Source organism: Blautia luti, from assembly GCF_013304735.1.
Lineage (GTDB): Bacteria > Bacillota > Clostridia > Lachnospirales > Lachnospiraceae > Blautia_A.
Window position 1 is genome coordinate 1 of sequence record NZ_JAAITI010000017.1, and the last position, 14,284, is coordinate 14,284.

15 protein-coding genes are annotated in these 14,284 nt (G+C 45.0%); all 15 read right to left on the reverse strand.

Annotation, left to right across the window (positions count from 1 at the left end):
- Positions 1-110: 110 nt before the first annotated feature.
- The 15 genes from G5B06_RS10335 to larE all read right to left on the reverse strand — a co-directional run bounded on the left by G5B06_RS10335 (position 111) and on the right by larE (position 14,251).
- Positions 111-461, reverse strand: coding sequence for a hypothetical protein (locus G5B06_RS10335; RefSeq protein WP_173762122.1), 351 nt, complete (start codon positions 459-461; stop codon positions 111-113).
- 74 nt (positions 462-535) lie between these two features.
- Positions 536-1,129: an RNA polymerase sporulation sigma factor SigH gene (sigH, locus tag G5B06_RS10340; protein WP_173762121.1), complete on the reverse strand. Its 594-nt coding sequence runs from the start codon at positions 1,127-1,129 to the stop codon at positions 536-538.
- Between the two features lie 30 nt (positions 1,130-1,159).
- A complete protein-coding gene (gene rlmB / locus G5B06_RS10345; protein ID WP_118064413.1) occupies positions 1,160-1,885 on the reverse strand; it encodes a 23S rRNA (guanosine(2251)-2'-O)-methyltransferase RlmB in 726 nt (241 codons plus the stop codon).
- Positions 1,886-1,895: 10 nt separating this feature from the next.
- A complete protein-coding gene (locus G5B06_RS10350; protein WP_148447704.1) occupies positions 1,896-2,321 on the reverse strand; it encodes a Mini-ribonuclease 3 in 426 nt (141 codons plus the stop codon).
- Positions 2,306-3,715, reverse strand: coding sequence for a cysteine--tRNA ligase (gene cysS, locus G5B06_RS10355; protein WP_148447702.1), 1,410 nt, complete (start codon positions 3,713-3,715; stop codon positions 2,306-2,308). The genes G5B06_RS10350 and cysS overlap by 16 nt, the downstream gene beginning before the upstream one ends.
- A 1-nt stretch (position 3,716) precedes the next feature.
- Positions 3,717-4,208 (reverse strand): 2-C-methyl-D-erythritol 2,4-cyclodiphosphate synthase, encoded by a 492-nt coding sequence (ispF, locus tag G5B06_RS10360; protein ID WP_148447700.1) that lies wholly within the window; start codon positions 4,206-4,208, stop codon positions 3,717-3,719.
- A 69-nt stretch (positions 4,209-4,277) separates the two neighbouring features.
- Complete coding sequence (locus tag G5B06_RS10365; protein ID WP_173762119.1) at positions 4,278-5,543, reverse strand: sn-glycerol-1-phosphate dehydrogenase; 1,266 nt, start codon at positions 5,541-5,543, stop codon at positions 4,278-4,280.
- Between the two features lie 177 nt (positions 5,544-5,720).
- Positions 5,721-6,092: a RidA family protein gene (locus tag G5B06_RS10370; protein ID WP_180215113.1), complete on the reverse strand. Its 372-nt coding sequence runs from the start codon at positions 6,090-6,092 to the stop codon at positions 5,721-5,723.
- A 93-nt stretch (positions 6,093-6,185) separates the two neighbouring features.
- Positions 6,186-7,652 carry a serine hydrolase gene (locus tag G5B06_RS10375; protein WP_243278982.1) on the reverse strand — a complete coding sequence of 489 codons (1,467 nt, stop codon included), beginning with the start codon at positions 7,650-7,652 and terminating at the stop codon, positions 6,186-6,188.
- Positions 7,653-7,773: 121 nt separating this feature from the next.
- Positions 7,774-10,140, reverse strand: a complete 2,367-nt coding sequence (locus tag G5B06_RS10380) for an ATP-dependent DNA helicase (protein ID WP_173762118.1) — start codon at positions 10,138-10,140, stop codon at positions 7,774-7,776.
- Positions 10,141-10,324: 184 nt separating this feature from the next.
- Positions 10,325-10,546 carry an HPr family phosphocarrier protein gene (locus tag G5B06_RS10385; protein WP_021977558.1) on the reverse strand — a complete coding sequence of 74 codons (222 nt, stop codon included), beginning with the start codon at positions 10,544-10,546 and terminating at the stop codon, positions 10,325-10,327.
- A gap of 263 nt (positions 10,547-10,809) precedes the next feature.
- The gene (locus G5B06_RS10390) at positions 10,810-12,129 is read right to left on the reverse strand and encodes an aspartate kinase (protein ID WP_173762117.1); all 1,320 of its coding nucleotides are present in this window, start codon (positions 12,127-12,129) and stop codon (positions 10,810-10,812) included.
- A 182-nt stretch (positions 12,130-12,311) separates the two neighbouring features.
- On the reverse strand, positions 12,312-12,593 hold the full coding sequence (locus G5B06_RS10395) for a DUF2325 domain-containing protein (protein ID WP_015525835.1): 282 nt from the start codon (positions 12,591-12,593) through the stop codon (positions 12,312-12,314).
- A 145-nt stretch (positions 12,594-12,738) separates the two neighbouring features.
- Positions 12,739-13,428 (reverse strand): tRNA (N6-threonylcarbamoyladenosine(37)-N6)-methyltransferase TrmO, encoded by a 690-nt coding sequence (gene tsaA, locus G5B06_RS10400; protein WP_021977556.1) that lies wholly within the window; start codon positions 13,426-13,428, stop codon positions 12,739-12,741.
- A gap of 1 nt (position 13,429) precedes the next feature.
- Positions 13,430-14,251 (reverse strand): ATP-dependent sacrificial sulfur transferase LarE, encoded by an 822-nt coding sequence (larE, locus tag G5B06_RS10405; protein ID WP_173762116.1) that lies wholly within the window; start codon positions 14,249-14,251, stop codon positions 13,430-13,432.
- Between the last annotated feature and the right edge of the window lie 33 nt (positions 14,252-14,284).

Genomic DNA, 14,284 nt, shown 5'->3' on the forward strand with positions numbered 1-14,284 from the left:
CTAAAGATCTTCCCTCCCCCTGCATAGCAGGGGGTTTATTTTTACTGTCACACAAAAAAGATCCCACAGAACTCGCTTTATCCGGCAATTCTGTGGGATTTCTCTATTCTTTATTCTTCCGTTGTCTCTTCTGCTTTTTCTTCTGCCTCATCAGCTGCAGTTTCCTCTGTTTCCGCTTCCGTCTCTTCTTCCTCAGCTGGCGCTTCTTTTGCATCTTCTTCTGTCTCTTTGGAAACTTCTACAGTCTCAGATGCGGTTTTGTCCCAGTCCTGGAAGACTTCTTTCTCTTCTTTTTCTTCTTTCTTCTCGTCCTCTTCAATATCATCGAGATCATCGAAGTCATCTTCAAAATCGTCTTCACATACAGATTTTCTGGATATAATCGCTGCAATAGCTCCTGCTGCTGCCGCGGTAAGAGCTCCTACTGCAACCAGTCCCCAGTATTTATTGATCTTTGCCATAATTGGTCTCCTTTCTTGTTCCGCTGTTTTTAACATCATTTTAATACTTTTATATCCAAAAGAAAAGAGGGGAATTAACTTTCTCCAAAACAGCGTTTCATTTTTTTGCGGATCCTTCGCAAGGCATTATCAACAGCCTTCGGCGTTTTGCCCAGGATTTCCGCGATCTCCACATAGCCGTTTCCTGCAGCATACAGCTGAAACACCTGATTTTCCAGAGAACTTAAGCTCTTTTTCATTTCTTCTTTCAGCGCTGTTACATTTTCCCGGTCAATCAGGATTGCTTCCGGATTATCATGTTCCGCACAGGAATCTCTGAGATTTTCTTCCATTTCCCTGTCACTTAAGGATATATACGTATTCAGCGGCTGGTGTTTCTGACGGTTTGAACTTTTGATCGCACTGTAGATCTGTCTGTCAATACACATATTCGCAAAGGACTGAAAGGATGATTCCCGGTCAGGCTGATAATCCCGGACTGCTTTAAACAGTCCGATCATACCTTCCTGGATCAGGTCATCGGTATCCCCGCCAATAAGGAACATGGCTCTTGCCTTTTTTCTGACCAGACCTTTGTACTTTTCCATCAGATAATCTGCAATCATGGATTCTCCGGCACGAAGTCTCTGGATGAGAACTTCGTCCTCTGTCTCATTATATCGGCACATTTTTTCTCCGAACAGCTTAAGCTGTATCTGTTATTTCGCCATTCTCTGTCTCACGATCTCAAATGCAAGTACTCCTGCTGCTACAGAAGCGTTGAGGGAATCAATGTCTCCATTCATCGGGATCGCGGTAGTAAAATCACATTTTTCCTTTACAAGACGGCTGACGCCATTTCCCTCATTTCCGATCACAAGGCCGATGGGTCCTGTCAGGTTCTGGCGGTACATCACTTCTCCGTCCATATCCGCGCACACAAACCAGATTCCTTTTTCTTTCAGCTCGTCAATGGTCTGTCCAAGATTGGCAACCTTGGCAACCGGTGTATAATTCAGGGCACCGGCAGAAGTCTTTGCAACGGTAGCTGTCAGACCTACTGCTCTGTGTTTCGGGATAATCACTCCATGGGCACCGGCAAGGTTGGCAGTACGGATGATTGCTCCCAGATTATGGGGATCTTCAATATTATCAAGAAGAATAATAAAAGGAGGCTCCCCTTTTTCTTCTGCTTTTTTCAGGATGTCTTCCACAGTAGAATAGTCGTAAGCCGCAACCTGTGCGATCACGCCCTGATGAGCACCTGTCTCACTCATGGAATCCAGACGTTCCTTCGGAACAAATTTCACAATGGTATCATGTTTTCTGGCTTCTCTTGCGATAGTACGGACCGGGCCGTCCTGGCAGCCATCCAGAATAAACAGTTTATCAACACATTTGCCGGAACGAAATGCCTCAAGTACCGCATTTCTTCCTTCTATCATTTCAGTCACTTTAAACTTCCTCCTTCTCAAGTCCTGCGTGGACCAGCTCCAGTATCCTTGAAAAATCCTCTTTCAGATAAAGATATCCCATCAACGCCTCAAAACCTGTAGCACGCCGGTAATCTGCCATGGTCGCATGTTTGGCCATGGTAGCGGAATGGGCGTTTCTTCCTCTCCGGTATACGCTTTTTTCTTCTTCTGTCAGAAGCGGTTCAATGATCTCCATCATACCCGACTGCGCGGACGCTTTTACAAGACTGCTGGCTTTTTTGTGGAGACGGTTTACCGGGCAGTTTGCTCTTTTTACGAGGATGGTACGGATCACCAGTTCATAAACACCATCCCCGATATAAGCCAGTGTCAGTGGTGAATAGGTACGAAGATCCGCGTCTTTGAGATCAAACAGCTCTTTAAGCTCCCTTAAGCTCTCTGCCATTTCACACCTTCTCTTGTATCTTTCAAAATGATACCTTTTTTCAGAAGCTCGTCACGGATCTCATCTGCTCTCTTGAAATCTTTAGCCTTTCTTGCAGCCTGACGCTCCTGGATCAGATCCTCGATCTCTTTATCAAGGATTTCCTCTTTCTTCTCGATCTTCAGTCCCAGCACATCACTGAGTTTGAAAAGTTCCTCATAAAGACCTGCCGCAAATTCTTTTGAGCTGTTTTCGTTTACATTCGTATTGGCAAATTTAACAAGCTCAAAGATGGCAGCAAGTGCATCTGCAGTGTTGAAATCATCATCCATGGCAGCTTCAAATTTGGTAACAAAGCCTTCTGCCTCTTTGAGAAGTGCAAGTTCTTCCTCTGTGATATTTTCTGCTGCCGCATTGTCTTTACGATCGCTGAGCTTGCCTGCAGCCTCCAAGATACGCTCCAGAGAATTCTTGGCTGCTTCCATCAGATCCGCACTGAAGTTCAGCGGGCTTCTGTAATGTGCGTTCAGCATAAAGAAACGGAGAACCTGAAGATCATACTGCTCACCGATCTGACGTACAGTACGGAAGTTTCCGAGAGATTTGGACATCTTGCGGTTGTCGATGTTCAGGAAACCGTTATGCATCCAGTATCTTGCAAAAATTTTGCCATTGCAGCACTCACTCTGTGCGATCTCATTCTCGTGATGTGGGAAGATCAGATCCTCTCCGCCTGCGTGGATATCGATCTCTTCTCCAAGATATTTTTTGGACATGACAGAGCACTCGATATGCCAGCCAGGACGTCCGTCGCACCACGGTGACGGCCAGGACGGCTCGCCCTCTTTCTTCGGTTTCCAGAGTACGAAGTCAAGCGGATCTTCCTTCTGATCCTCGCCGGATACCTTCAGGGAACGGAAACCAGACTGGAGATCATCCAGGTTCTTGTGGGAAAGCTTGCCGTACTCTTTGAATTTCTTTACACGGAAATATACGGTTCCGTCAGCTGCCGGATATGCGTATCCCTTGTCAATGAGGGTCTGGATCATGTCGATCATGCCCTGGATCTCCTGTGTTGCCTGAGGTGCGGTTGTGGCAGGTTTTACATTCATGTCTGCCATATCTTTCTTGCACTCTTTGATATAGCGGGTGGAAATTTCCTCTGCGGAAACACCCTCTTCAATGGCTTTTTTGATGATTTTGTCATCTACATCTGTAAAGTTGGATACATAATTAACCTCGTATCCTTTATATTCCATGTATCTTCGTACCGTATCAAAAATAATCATAGGACGGGCATTTCCGATATGGATCAGATTGTAAACTGTAGGTCCGCAAACATACATCTTTACCTTGCCCTCTTCCAGAGGTACGAATTCCTCTTTTCTTCTTGTGAGTGTGTTAAAAATCTTCATGTTACTCTTCCTCCAATTTCCCGATTCTATACAGGGAGCAGATCGCCTGAGAAGAAATCCCCTCTCCCTGTCCTGTAAAGCCAAGGCCTTCTTCTGTGGTTGCCTTGATATTCAGCTGTGATATTTCAATTCCAAGTGCTTTTGCAATGTTTTCTCTCATCTTCGGAATATGTGGTGCCATCTTTGGCTTCTGGGCAATGATCGTGGCATCAATATTTCCCACCGCATAACCGTTTTCTTTCAGAAGCCCGGCAACATGTACCAGAAGTTTCACACTGGAAATTCCCTTATATGCAGGATCTGTATCCGGAAAATGTTTCCCGATATCTCCAAGAGCCGCAGCTCCCAGAAGCGCATCCATGATCGCATGGATCAGTACATCCGCATCAGAATGGCCAAGAAGACCTTTTTCCCAGGGAATGTTTACCCCTCCAAGGATCAGATCTCTGCCTTCTGTCAGCTTATGTACATCATATCCCATTCCTACTCTCATCAAACCATTCCTCACTGCCTTTCCTGAAATTTATGCCAAGTCAACAGAACTTATTGTGATCTTTTCTGATCAGTATGTGAGCATCTTTCGAAGTCTTAAAAGACTCAGCCTTCTTCTTGTATACGGTGCAAGCAAAAGACTCTCTTCGATCACCTCGCCTGGCAGTCCGATATCCCGGACTCTACTTACACATCCGGCTGTATTCATCATCTCCTGCATATCTGTAACTGCCGGAAGCGCGTCAATGATCTTAAGGATCCGGGGAAGCGCATCGGAAAGTTCTCTCGTGCTCACATCATCCAGAGGTTCCGGAGTGTTTTCTTTTTCGAGTGCTCCGAGAATCCCTTTTTTTCCAAAAGTCTCCTTAAGGAGTTCCTGGTCTTCCTCTGTACAGGTATGGACTTTGCAGGTTCCTCTTCGGATGGCATCCGCAATTTTCTTGTACTCCAGAAGTACCAGCATGGTTCCCCCGGAAACTTTTTCACCGTGGAGCGCATCCAGATGCCCGTTCACAACTTCCATATCCCAGAGATGTACCAGATGATGTTCTGCTCCGGATGCAGGTCTGGAACTCCCGGTCATCTGCATGGCAAGCCCTGACAGCACCAGGGCGTACATCAGCTTCTCACATGCTTCTTCTTCGCCAGCCGCAATCTCCTTCAGATTATCCTTCACAGTCCGGACAGCTCTTGTTTCCAGATTTACCACCTCTGCACAGTAATACTCTTCCGAAAGAATACTGGCTATTTTCCAGTCTGCCAGAGCAATATATTTTCCCAGAATATCCGACACACCGGCAGCGGTAAGTCTCTTCGGTGCTTTTGCAAAAATGTCCGTATCCGCAAAAACAAAAAGTGGCGCAGATGCTGCTACTGTCTTTTTCACACCATTCCATGTCATATCTGCTACTGTAGAAGTAAATCCGTCTGAACTGGCTGCGGTGGGCACAGAGACAAAAGGAATCCGGTACTGATGGGCCACAAACCGACTGAGATCATGGATCGTACCTGCGCCTACCGCAAGAACGAGATCAATGTCCTCTTCCATATAATTCTCTACGATTTCCACGGCCCGGTCATCTGCCTCAAGGCCTTCGGCATCCAGGATCAGTACCTGGCACCGGTCGTAGATGTCTTCCATCAGTTCCTCTGTTGCCTTGTAACTGTTTGTGTCACAGATCAGAAGCGGGGAAATATATTCTCTCAGATCTCCGTCTGACATTTCTTCTTCCAGTTTCCCGATGGCTCCTGATTCAATCACAATTTCCTTAACGTCTATGTGGTGCTCCCTCCCGCAGCTGCAAGGTCGGGCAAAATCGTCCGCATCGACTCGCATGTATTTATATCCTCCTGACTTATCTTGATAATTCACAGCGTACGTTTCAATCCGCTGAATGATACAATATTACAGTTTGGTATTATACAGGATTTCTTTTTAAAAATCAATCACAGCAAAAAATCCCCTGCCGGAAGAGCGTCTCTTCCTGACAGGGGATTTACTGCCTGTTTTTTATTATACTGCTGCGATCACTTCTACTTCACAGAGAACATTCTTCGGGAGTGTTTTAACTGCGACGCAGGAGCGTGCCGGTTTGTTTACGAAATATTTCGCATATACTTCGTTAAATGCTGCAAAATCGTTCATATCTGCAAGGAAGCATACGGTCTTGACTGCGTTCTCATAGCTGGAACCTGCTGCCTCAAGAACTGCACCGAGATTCTTCATTACGCGGTCTGCCTGCTCCTCGATGGTTGTTCCCACAACTTCTCCTGTTGCCGGGTCAACCGGGATCTGACCGGATGTGTAAAGAGTATCTCCATGGATGATTGCCTGGGAATACGGTCCGATGGCTGCCGGTGCCTTGTCTGTATGTACTGTCTTCATAATAAAAATCTCCTTTCGTGAGCTTATAAAATCTTCCTGTTTCGGGTCAAACATTCAGATACTGCTCGGCTGATTTTCATTTTAGCTCACAAGTCAGTCCTGGTCAAGCTGCATATTCAGATAATTATAAACAATCCCGGAAATATCCCGAATGTGTGAAACTGCATCCCCGGATTTACAGTTCTCAGACATCACACAGAGAATGTAGGTTGTCTTCTCCCCGTATACAATAGCAATATCATGCTGGTCTGTATCTGTCTCCCCGGTCTTGTTGGCAATTTCCACAGAAGCGGAAATCCCACTTGGGATCTTGGTTGTCACCTGCTGGTTCAGAAGAAGGTTCAGCATAGCATCTGAAGCTTCCTTTGATACACATTCCCCTTTATAGATCCGGGAAAGAAGCTCCCCGCAGTCTTTTACAGAAGTGGTATTCCTTCCTCCCAGCCCCGCATCTTTGGATGCGGAAGGACTTAGGGTATGCTGTACCGATGTATCCGCGAACTGATTTTCCGCAAGGAAAGCATTCACTGCCTCCGCCCCGTCTTTAAAAACACCGGATGTCGTCTGCAGGCGTACCAGCTCATTAAAAGATTCATTATCACTGACTGTGATCATATTCCAGAGAAGATCATTAACTTTCGTTGCGACTGCCGGATCGGAAACATCTTTTTTCATTTTTGCGGCCTCACTCTGAAGAACGGTGTCCATACTGGCATAGGTCTGCGCCATGACAAACGCTTTGATCAGGCTGGCAGAATATAAGGACTGACTGCCAAGATCAAATTCTTGATCATTGGTAAGATCTTTTACATATACACTCCATGTACCGTCATAGGAACCAAGAAGTTCCGTAAGTCTGGTTTCCAGACCTTCCATGCCCAGATCCTTTGTTTCCACTTTTCCGGTTTCATCAACCGGAAAGCCCTCCGGTGTTGTTCCCTCTTCCTGTACCAGAACTCCGTTTTCTCCGCCAAAATAATAATAACCGTCAAACATCTGTCCTGCCGCGTTCATGTTAAGATAATGAATGCCGGGATCTGTAATCATCTTTCCATATCCGTCAAAATAATACAAACCATTGTAAGTGGTTTTATCCACCACCAGATTGTCCATATACCGTACCTGTGGCGACGCACTGAGTTTTCCAAGGTTATTTACCATATAACAGCCATCAAAGGAAACTTCCGCACCGCTTCCGTCTTCTGAAGGGGCACTCAGGTTTTTGATCTGAACCATGTGCGGATTCCCCGCCGCAAATTTACCATTTTCATCATGATAATAATATCCGTCAAACACCGTACCATCAATCACAAAATGATCAAAATAATGAACTGCCGGTGTATTTTCTCTAGTTCCATCTTCATTCAGGCAGTAAAAACCGCTGCTTTTTAAAATATATTTCCCACTTCCATCGGGAATCGGAAGTATCTGGGACTCCTCCGTAACAGAACCAAGGCTGCCCTGTGCACTCTGCTGCAGAGCCGCCGCTGATACCGGCTGAGTAAGCATTACTGTACTGAAACACACGGCCAGTACTTTTAATATTTTTTTCTGTCTCATATACTTCTTTCACTTTTCTTATCTTTGGATTTAACAGTTTCTGATTTTATTCCGGGAGTACTCTCCCCCTTTTTCCAGTGTGGATAAAGTCTCTATCAGTATACCGGATTTCTTCCGTCTGTCAAGTAAACGATCTCCAGAACCTGCTTACTGCCTCTTCCACGGTATTCAGCCTGCAGCTGCTCCGGTCTTTCCATTCCCTCGGAAAAATTCCTCCGTAATCCCGGCCCAGAAAACGGTCATCCAGAAGCAATATCACACCTTTGTCCTCTTTGGTGCGGATCACACGTCCGGCTGCCTGGAGAACCTTATTCATGCCAGGATAACGGTAGGCATAATCAAAACCGCTCTGTTTCTTTCTGTCATAATATTCTTTCAGAATCTCCCTCTCACTGCCGATCTGCGGAAGCCCGGTTCCCACTATGATCGCCCCGATCAGGCTTTCTCCGATAAGATCAACCCCTTCGGAAAAAATCCCTCCAAGTACACAAAAACCTACCAAAGTTCCTTCCCTGCTCTGAAATTCTTCCAGGAATTCCTCCCGTTCCCGTTCCGTCATATCAGAATTCTGTCGGATACAGCGCACCCAGTCTACCGAAAATTCCTCCTCATAAACCTGATATACATCCTCCATCAGGCGATAGGAGGGAAAAAACACCATATAATTCCCCTGGCGCTGCCATACACATCTGGAAATATATTCCGCAATCTTACGGTACTCTGTATGGTTTCTCCTTGTATACCGGCTGCTCACATCACTTCCGATAAGAATTCTTCTGTTTTCCGCCGAAAACGGAGACTGCACATAAATTCCATAGGCATCCGTTTCCGTTGTCAGAAGTTCCCGGTAATATAGCATGGGAAAAAGCGTTGCCGAAAAAAACACCGCACTTCTTCCCTTTTTCAGGTACTCTCCCAGGTTTGCAGCCGGATTCACACAGAAGAGGCGAAGCCGGAAATCATTTTCTCCAAAGCATTCTGTATAGACCACATAGTTCTCATCCACCAGTTCTGACACATTCAGAAAATCACGCACAACAAAATAAAATTCCAGAATCTCTTTTCGAAGCTCCTCATCCAGATTTTTTTCTTCCAGGATTTCTTCCAGCTCACCGGAAATGGTAAGGAACGTAATCGGCAACACCCCCGGATTTGAAAGCACCTGATACGGATTTTGGGATGCCTTAAGATCTTCCTCCAGTTCCAGCATCTGCCTGTTAGCTTTTTCCAGGACCCTGGCGAGTTTCGGAAAATGTTTCCGGATTTTTTTCCGCAGCGTAAGAAGTGTCTGTCTGGATACTTCCGCACTGTACATTTCTCTTCCGCGTTCCACCAGATTATGGGCCTCATCAATAAGAAAGATATAATCTCCGGAAATATTTTCCCCGAAAAAGCGTTTCAGATGGACATTGGGATCAAAGGCGTAATTATAGTCACAGATCACCCCGTCTACCCAGACGGAAAGATCCAGGCACATTTCAAAAGGACATACCTGCCATTTTTCTGCATGAGCACGGATCACTTCCCTGGAATATACCTCTTCGGTAGTCCAAAGTTCATAGACTGCATCATTCACCCGGTCAAAATGTCCTTTTGCATAGGGGCATTTCTCCGGTGTACATTCCGGTGAATCCAGGAAACAAAGCTTTTCTTTTGCGGTAATGGCTGTGACCTTAAATTTCAGTCCATTTTCACGCAAAGTATGGAACGCTTCCCAGGCAACTGTTCCTGTAATGGTTTTTGCGGTAAGGTAAAAAAGTGTTTCGCCTTTCCCCTCTCCGATGGCACGTACAGATGGAAAAATTGCAGACATAGTTTTTCCCACTCCGGTAGGTGCCTGGACAAACAGCGTTTTCTTACTGGAAACCGTATGATATACACCACTGACGATCTCTCTCTGCCCTTCTCTGTAAGGAAACGGAAACTGCAGATCTGTCATGGATGCATTCCGTTCTTTTTTCCAGGAAAGTGAATAAGCAATCCATTTATGGTAAGCATCCAGAAGTTCCTGGTACCACTTTTTCAGTTCCTCCATGGAAAAAATTTCCCGGAATCTTCTGGTATCCTCTGTATCCAGATGGGAATAGGTCATCTGGATCCCGATTTGGGAAAGGCCTTCTTTTTCTCCGTAAATCCACCCGTAACACATTGCCTGTGCACGGTGGACAGGTACCGGCATCTCCATTGCCTGGAGATTTCCATAGGTTCCTTTGATCTCATCGATCCAGACCTCCCCGTCCTCTGTAAAAATTCCATCTGCACGACCTTCCACCTGAATGATCGTATCCTCGTATTCACTTTCTCTTTTCAGGGAAACTTCCGCCTGATAATTGCCTTTCATGCTTCTCTGGATCTTCCGGTGAAGCCTTCCGCCTTTTAACATGGCTTCTTTATCTCCGGATGATCCACGGCTGTTATCCAGGTCTCCGCTACGTAATATAAATTCCACCAGGTTTCTGACAGAAATCCGTACTTTTGGTTTTTCCATAATTTCACTCCTGCAGCTTTCAGAGCTCTTCCTCCGAAAACTGTCCTTTTCTGCAATGCTGTATTTCAGATTATACCATAAAAACTACATACAAAAATCTTTTTGCAATCAAAAAAGACGCATGTTCTGCTTTGCTTCTCATGAACTGCGCCTTTTTATTACTTTTTTTCTTTATTCATATTTCTCAGCCTACCGCGTACTTGGAAAGAACCTGGTTAAAATTTTCATCCTCTCCGTAACACTTTACTGTCAGAGTCTTTGTCAGATCCAGACTAAGAAGTCCAAGGATCGACTTCGCGTCGATGATAATGCGGTTGTAAAATACATCAATATCAAAATTGCATCTGCTGGCTGCACTGACAAACTCCTGTGCGCTTTTTTCATCCAGTTTGATCTGTTTCTCCATTGCTGACCGCCTGCCTTTCTGAAGTTTTTGTATATGTCTGTTTTACACAAAAGTTAAGTTTTTGTCAATACTGTTTATTTCCTGTCAGACGTTTTTCGACACAATGTATAATATCTTTGTTTTTCTTTTAGAAATTTTGTCGAATTTATTTGGATTATTTTTAGGTAAACCATAGATTTTGGCCAAAAAATCCGCCACAGGACGGTATGTTACATGTCCTGCGGCGGATATAATACTTCCTGATTTAATTAAAATGGATATTTTTAGATCCGTGTCAGAACAAAAATATCATAGATCGCTCTGACAGCTTTTTCGAAATCGCGGTTCTCAACACCGATGATGATATTCAGCTCACTGGAACCCTGGTCGATCATTTTTACATTTACATTTGCATGAGCAAGAGCAGAGAAGATTCTTCCTGCGGTACCTCTCTGGGATTTCATTCCACGGCCTACGACTGCGATCAGTGCAAGGTCGGATTCCATCTCCACGAAGTCAGGCTGTACCAGACGGTGGATGCCTGCGATAACCTGCTGTTCTTTCTCCTCAAACTCATCCTGGTGAACATATACGGTCATGGTATCAATTCCGGACGGTACATGCTCAAAGCTGATTCCCTGATCCTCAAATACCTGAAGAACTTTACGGCCAAAACCAATCTCACTGTTCATCATGGATTTCTCGATATTAATGGAGCAGAAACCTTTCTTTCCGGCAATACCGGTAATTGTAAATTTCGGTTTTTTACAGGTACTCTCTACAATCAGTGTACCTTTGTCTTCCGGGCTGTTTGTATTGCGGATGTTGATCGGAATTCCCTCTTTACGAACCGGGAAGATCGCATCCTCATGAAGAACGGTTGCTCCCATGTAAGAAAGCTCACGAAGCTCTCTGTATGTAATTGCCTCGATGGGTTCCGGATTGTGTACGATACGCGGATCGGTTACAAGGAAACCGGAAACATCAGTCCAGTTCTCATAGATATCTGCATGGATCGCTTTTGCAACCAGGGATCCTGTTACATCAGAACCACCTCTGGAAAATGTCTTTACCGTACCATCTGCACATGCTCCGTAGAATCCCGGGATAACCGCATGCTGGGATTTGCTGAGTTTCTTGGAAAGGAGTTTGTTGGTCTCCTCAGCTTCCAGATTACCGTCTTTATCAAAACGGATTACAGTAGCCGCATCCACAAAATCGTATCCAAGATATGCAGCCATGATCTTACCATTGAGGAACTCACCTCTGGATGCCGCATACTGGATTCCTGCCTGTGCACGGAAATCCTCATCGATCTTCTTGAACTCGTCTTCAAGAGAAAGGCTCAGTCCAAGACCTTTGATAATCTCATAATATCTCTCTTTGATGGCATTAAGCTTCTCAGTGATATCCTCACCTTTGGATGCTGCGTCATAGCATCCGTAAAGCATATCGGTTACTTTGATATCTTCGTCAAATCTCTTTCCCGGAGCTGACGGAACTACATAACGGCGGCTCTCATCGCTGCGGATGATATCGCCCACTTTCTGGAACTGCTCCGCATTTGCAAGGGAACTTCCACCGAATTTTACAACTTTTTTCATGATAACACCTCTCACCTGTAATTTCGACTTCCAGCGCTGCATATTCACGATTCACTGCAACACTTTACCACAGAAACCTACGGCTATTTTATTGAATAATTTATAATTTTGCAAGTCTTTCCGTTACATTTCCGCAAAAAAAGTCAAATTATACAAGAGAAAAGTATCTCCTGACCTGTTTCTTATGCACAGTACTGTTTCAGAATGTTCTCAAGAGCTGCAGCGCTGCTTGTGTGACAGCGGCATACAGGGATGGATTTTTTCTTTGCTTCTTCTACCGCGCAGTTTACCATTTTGTGGGAAACGGTACTTGTAAACAGAATCATCAGATCCGGCACACCGATCTTTTTCTTCATAGCTCCTTTTTCCTTGGCAAAAACTTTCGCCTTACATCCGAACCCTTTACAGATATCCTCATACTGACATACCATTCTTTCATTACCGCCTACGATTACAACGCTCATAATTCACTCTCCTTTGATCTCTGAACTTTTTTTATATAACTGTTGCTGGTTATCTTTAACTAACTCTTGGTTTAAAATATTGAGTTAGCATTTGCTAACTCGTTTATTATAATACCATGCCTTAAAAAGTTTGTCAAAGGTAATTTTAAATTTTGTCAGATTTTTTATATTCTGTGATCCCGCATACAGTAAGTATGCCCTCTTTTACCTGGAAATGTACATCCATTCCTGCAAAAGGCATTCCATATATCCGCTCCGGATCTTTCTGGTATGCAGGTCTTGGGTCTTCTTTAAGCACCCCTTCCAGGGCAGAGATCTTATCTTCCGGGATCTTTGCCTTCCATTCTTCGGGGATCTCCACTTTCAGGAAATGCTGCTCCACTTTTGCCGCAAAGCCGCCCAGAGCTTCCGGATGGCAGTCTGCCGCCGGCAGATATGGCTTGATATCATAGATGGGGGTTCCGTCCATCAGATCCGCACCGGATACGATCAGTACAGGGGCTTCTTTGCTCTCCAGATCGATCTTTTCCAGTTTCACGCAGGACAGCCCTACCGGATTTGGACGGAAGGGGGATCTGGTAGCAAATACGCCCATTCTTTCATTTCCACCCAGACGCGGTGGACGTACCGTAGGTGACCAGTTCTCACGGATCGCCTGGGAAAACTCCCAGAGCAGCCAGATATGAGAAAAATCTTCCATTCCCTTTACCGCTTCCCGTACCCGGTATTCCGGTTCAAAAACAACACGGGCTGTCAGTTCTTCCACACGGCCGCTCTGGCGCGGGATTCCAAATTTTGTTGGAAAATCACTTCTGATCCTTGCAATTATTTTCATATTACTCTCCCAATGTTTCGTTCATGCTTCCTGTCCGGTAGCCTGTCAGATCCATTGTAACATAGGTAAAGCCATATGTCTTAAACTCTTTTGTGATCTTTTCCCGGTTTTCCAGAACTTTGGAAAATTCTCCCGGTTCCACTTCAATGCGGGCCATCATTCCGTGGATCCGCACACGAACCTGATGGAATCCCAGATCCAGAAGAAGCTGCTCTGCTTTATCCACCATGGAAAGTTTATCCCTTGTGATCTCTTCTCCGTAAACAAATCTGGAAGAAAGGCAGGCAAAAGACTGCTTATCCCAGGTAGGAAGTCCCAGATTTCTGGACAGGATACGGATTTCTTCTTTCGCAAGCTTGGAATGGCGCAGAGGACTTGTCACACCAAGTTCTGCCACTGCCTGAAGCCCTGGTCTGTAATCTCCGTTGTCATCCATATTGGAGCCTTCTGCGATATATTCGATCTTCTGCTCCTTTGCGATGTTGATGATCTTCTCAAACAGCTCGTGCTTACAGATATAACATCGGTTCTTCGGATTATGGGAAAAGCCTTCAATGTCCAGTTCCTCGGATTCACATACAAAGTGACGGATGCCTTCTTTTTCGCAGAAACGGATCGCTTCCATAAGTTCTCTCTCCGGAAAAGAGCAAGACTTTGCGGTCACGGCGATCACCTGATCTCCAAGGGTATCATGTGCTACCTTAAGAAGATAGGTGGAGTCCACACCTCCGGAAAAGGCAACGGCCACACTTTTTAACTGACGAAAATAATCTTTCAGATCTTCTTCTTTTTTTAATGCTTCCTGTAATTTTTTATCTTCCATTATTCTTTTCACCTCTTAAAATTCTGTTTCATT